General features: G+C 36.4%; 5 protein-coding genes. All 5 read left to right on the top strand.

Translation table 11 applies throughout. From position 1 onward, the window contains the following. On the top strand, positions 1 to 182 hold a 182-nt coding region (locus ACY65O_RS05490; protein ID WP_462219845.1), incomplete at its 5' end, for a hypothetical protein. 124 nt (positions 183 to 306) lie between these two features. Further along, the gene (locus tag ACY65O_RS05485; protein WP_462219844.1) at positions 307 to 657 is read left to right on the top strand and encodes a hypothetical protein; all 351 of its coding nucleotides are present in this window, start codon (positions 307 to 309) and stop codon (positions 655 to 657) included. A gap of 182 nt (positions 658 to 839) precedes the next feature. Further along, the gene (locus ACY65O_RS05480) at positions 840 to 1,097 is read left to right on the top strand and encodes a hypothetical protein (protein ID WP_462219843.1); all 258 of its coding nucleotides are present in this window, start codon (positions 840 to 842) and stop codon (positions 1,095 to 1,097) included. Between the two features lie 68 nt (positions 1,098 to 1,165). Further along, entirely contained in the window at positions 1,166 to 1,654 is a 489-nt protein-coding gene (locus tag ACY65O_RS05475) for a hypothetical protein (RefSeq protein WP_462219842.1), read from the top strand. A 322-nt stretch (positions 1,655 to 1,976) separates the two neighbouring features. Next, a partial coding sequence (locus ACY65O_RS05470; protein ID WP_462219841.1) for a M13 family metallopeptidase occupies positions 1,977 to 3,904 on the top strand: 1,928 nt, incomplete at its 3' end.

Below are 3,904 nucleotides of genomic sequence, written 5' to 3'. Positions count from 1 at the left end.
ATTTAAATCGTAATTGCTGTTCTTTGTTTGGCACAAAACAGGGTTTGCATTTAAACAAAATAAAGCAAGCAGTAACCAGGTTGGCAATAACCAATTATTTAGTGTTAGCATTTAATCCTCAAGGTAAAGAAATTTATGGTTCTATCCACCCAATACCACTGGCAGATATGCAGCATTGCTAAAGTAGCTTACAACCGCAGCGTAAACTTTAAGAAAATAAGCGGCCAACAACTTCTTCCAAATTTTACCACTACAAAAGCGAAGGCTTATATTTGTTACAGCCTGAAAATAAGCGGTCAATAAAATATGGTACAAAATTTTTTAGGAGTAATTGTTGGGTATGCAATTTTTGCAGCAACATCGCTTGTGCTTTTTAAACTATCAGGGCAAAACCCACATGCTGATCCAACAGTATCATTTGTAATTGTAACAATAATATACGGCGGAATATTTTCATTCATTGCTGGGTTTGTTGCACAACTTATTGCACGTACAAAAAATTTGAATGTAAATTATATACTTGCATTTATACTTGCAGGCTTTGCTGCATTTTCATTTTTTAAATCATCCGGCAATCACTGGACACAACTTACAGCCATTTTAGTTTTTGCCCCGGTATCAATTTCAGGTGGGCTGTTTTTTCTGCGAAGGAGATAAGACTCCGGTCTTATTGTTAGCTATAGCAACATAATTTCGATGACAGATTTGTAAAAACAAACTTCGACCTCATAGCACTAACTAAACCTACTTTTAATTCAATAATTTTAAATAGTTTTATTTTGCTTCACCAGCATATTAAAAGTATGAAGAGAGAAGGCTTTAATTTAAAAAAAGGGGTTATGTTTTTTCACATCGTTTGCGGTGTGCTGGCGGCATGTGCTATTTTAATTTTTTTACTAAACGGAAAATATCCCTGGGTGTATAAATTATTTTTAGGGTGTTATATTTTTAGCGGGGTAGCCATTCTCGCCATTTTCTTTAAATCACTCAGTCGGTTGCAGCATTTATATTTTGAAATTTTATTTTTAGCGCCTTTTTTATTAGCAGCTTTTTGGTTTTTTACCTGGCTGTTTGAATATTATTTTTTTGGGAAATGAAACAGGCGGTATAATATTTTTCAATAAAAAATAAACTGCCTGTTACAAAACCAGGTTTTACTTTTAACATGCAGGATAAAAAAGCCTATGAAAATCATTTAAAGCAACAATACGGTAACAATATTACCACTTCGGTTACCACTAATAATTGGAAAGTAAGAAAAATAATGACCGGCGCATTAATCACTTTGCCTCTTTCAAAACAAAGCAAATTATTTTTACAACCAAAATTACTGGCGGGTTTCTGTAAAATTAAAATTCCCGATTACCGTTATATCGGGTTCGATCAAAATGGTTTTCTGCTGCCTGATAATCTTGCAAGATCTGAAAATGATCCTGATGGGGGATTTTGCTACCAGGCAGGTGGTGCATTAAAATATTCGCTTTCAAAAAAAATATATTTATTACTGGATGCTAATTATTTTTACAGTTCGCCTGTATTAAAATATAATTATAATCCTAACTATCCCAATCCGGGGCCTGCTACTGCCGAAGCAAAAAGAAATTACAATGTATCAAGCGTAAATATTTTTTTTGGAGCAGGAGTAATTTTTTAATTCATTGGATTGTTTTCTTAAGCCTTCGATATAAAAATGGTTTCTTCAAAATGTTTAGAACCTTTTACAACAAACAGGTTAAAATTGTATGAATGCATTTTAAATTGTCGCTAAAGCATCAGGCCAGGCAGCAAATTTTAACGCAGAGAAAATAAGAAAAGGATTTATCGAAAAGGTTTTCAGTGTAAACTCTGCCATGTGATTTTCCCGGCGTTGAAAAAAAATTGCGACAATTTGAAATGCATTCAATTGTATCAATGGTAACCACAACCCAAACCTTTTGCTTAATTTTAATCTTCTAACTAAATTAAAAAAAAGCATGATGATGACAAACAAAAAATGGCTGCTTGCAGGCATCTTCTTTTGCATGGGTGCAGCAAATAATTACAGCAATGCACAAAACGCTTCAAAAAAATTTATCGATCCTGCCAATATGGATAAATCGGTAAAACCCGGCGATGATTTTTATACCTATGCCAGCGGCAACTGGATAAAAAATAATCCGGTGCCTGCAAAAGAAACACGGTGGGGCAGTTTTAATCAACTGCGTGATTTTAATATTAATGCTGTAAAAACGGTTTTAGAAAAAGCCATGTCAGATAAAAATGCAGCACCGGGTTCGGTAAGTAAAAGAGTAGCCGATTTTTATATTGCAGGCATGGATAGTTTGGCTATTGAAAAAAGAGGTTTTTCTCCAGTACAACCTGCCTTAAAAGAAATTGAAGCCATCAGCAGCGAAGCTGCAATACAAAAAATGATTGCCTGGTTAAGAACTACAGGCTCTGGCTCACCGTTATATGGTTTTAATGTGGGGCAGGACAGGAAGAATGTAGAGATCATGATTCCGCAATTCAGCCAGGGTGGCACCACGCTGCCTGACAGGGATTATTATTTAAAAACTGATGGCCGAAATGCAGAAATTCAGCAAGCCTATAAAAATTATATTACTACGCTGTTTATTTTAACAGGCACTGGTAAAGAAATGGCTGAAAAAAATGCTATCACCATTTTTGAGCTGGAAAAAAAATTAGCACAGGCGCAAATGAGCAGGGTAGAAATGAGGGATCCTTATAAAACCTACAATAAATTCCAGGTAGAAAGTTTTACCGCAACTACTCCAGGCTTAAACTGGCGTGAAATATTAGCTGATCTTAAAATAAAAAATCAAGATAGTGTACTGGTAAATAACCCGGCATTTTTTACAACGGTATCAGGTTTATTAAAATCTATTCCGTTAGATGACTGGAAAACATATTTGCAATGGAATGTTTTAAAAGCTGCAGCACCTTATTTAAGCAGCGCTTTTGTAGATGCTAGTTTTGCTTTTAACCAGGTATTATCAGGCCAGCGCATCCAAACACCACGCTGGCAAAGAATGTCGCAGTTAACAGATGGTTCTATTGGCGAACTGCTGGGCCAGTTGTATGTAAAAGATTATTTTAAACCCGAAGCAAAATTGCGTATGGCAGAGTTGGTTACCAATTTGCGTAAAGCTTTCGCCAACAGAATAAATAAATTAGATTGGATGAGCCCTGCAACCAAAACCAAAGCATTAGCAAAGCTGGCTGCCTTTCGCCCAAAAATTGGTTACCCCGATAAATGGAGAAATTACGATGGCCTTGTAATAAACAAAAATACTTATTTTGAGAATGTACGTAATGTTGGGGAGTGGAATTACAATTACATGATTAACCAGTTGGGTAAACCGGTTGACAGGGAACGTTGGGGCATGACTCCGCCAACAGTTAATGCTTATTACAATGCTACTTTAAATGAAATAGTTTTTCCTGCAGGTATTTTGCAATTACCTTTTTTTGATGCTAAGGCTGATGATGCTTTAAACTATGGTGGCATTGGTGCAGTAATTGGTCATGAAATGTCTCACGGCTTTGATGATAATGGCAGTAAGTATGATGCTGACGGCACTTTAAGAAACTGGTGGACCGAAGAAGACCGTACCAAATTTGATGCAAAAACCAAAACTCTTGCACAACAATACGATGGCTACACCGTACAGGATACCATACACGTAAATGGTAAATTAACGTTAGGAGAAAACATAGGCGACCTGGGCGGTTTAAATGTTGCTTACGAAGCTTTTAAAATGACACCGCAGGGAAAAAGCACAAAAACGATTGATGGTTTTACACCGGACCAGCGTTTCTTTTTGGCCTGGGCACAGGTATGGCGCAATAACACATTGCCGCAAACCGAAGCACAATTGATAATAACGGATACACATTCCCCCGG

Origin of the sequence: Ferruginibacter sp., from assembly GCF_031430955.1 — a bacterium.
Taxonomy (GTDB): Bacteria; Bacteroidota; Bacteroidia; order Chitinophagales; family Chitinophagaceae; genus Ferruginibacter.
The sequence above is the reverse complement of the archived record's forward strand: the minus strand, read 5'-3'. Positions and strand labels throughout refer to the sequence as shown.

Coding starts and splice junctions, on each gene's coding strand:
- ACY65O_RS05485 (WP_462219844.1), top strand. CDS start 307: ATGGTACAAAATTTTTTAGGAGTAATTGTTGGGTATGCAATTTTTGCA.
- ACY65O_RS05480 (WP_462219843.1), top strand. CDS start 840: ATGTTTTTTCACATCGTTTGCGGTGTGCTGGCGGCATGTGCTATTTTA.
- ACY65O_RS05475 (WP_462219842.1), top strand. CDS start 1,166: ATGCAGGATAAAAAAGCCTATGAAAATCATTTAAAGCAACAATACGGT.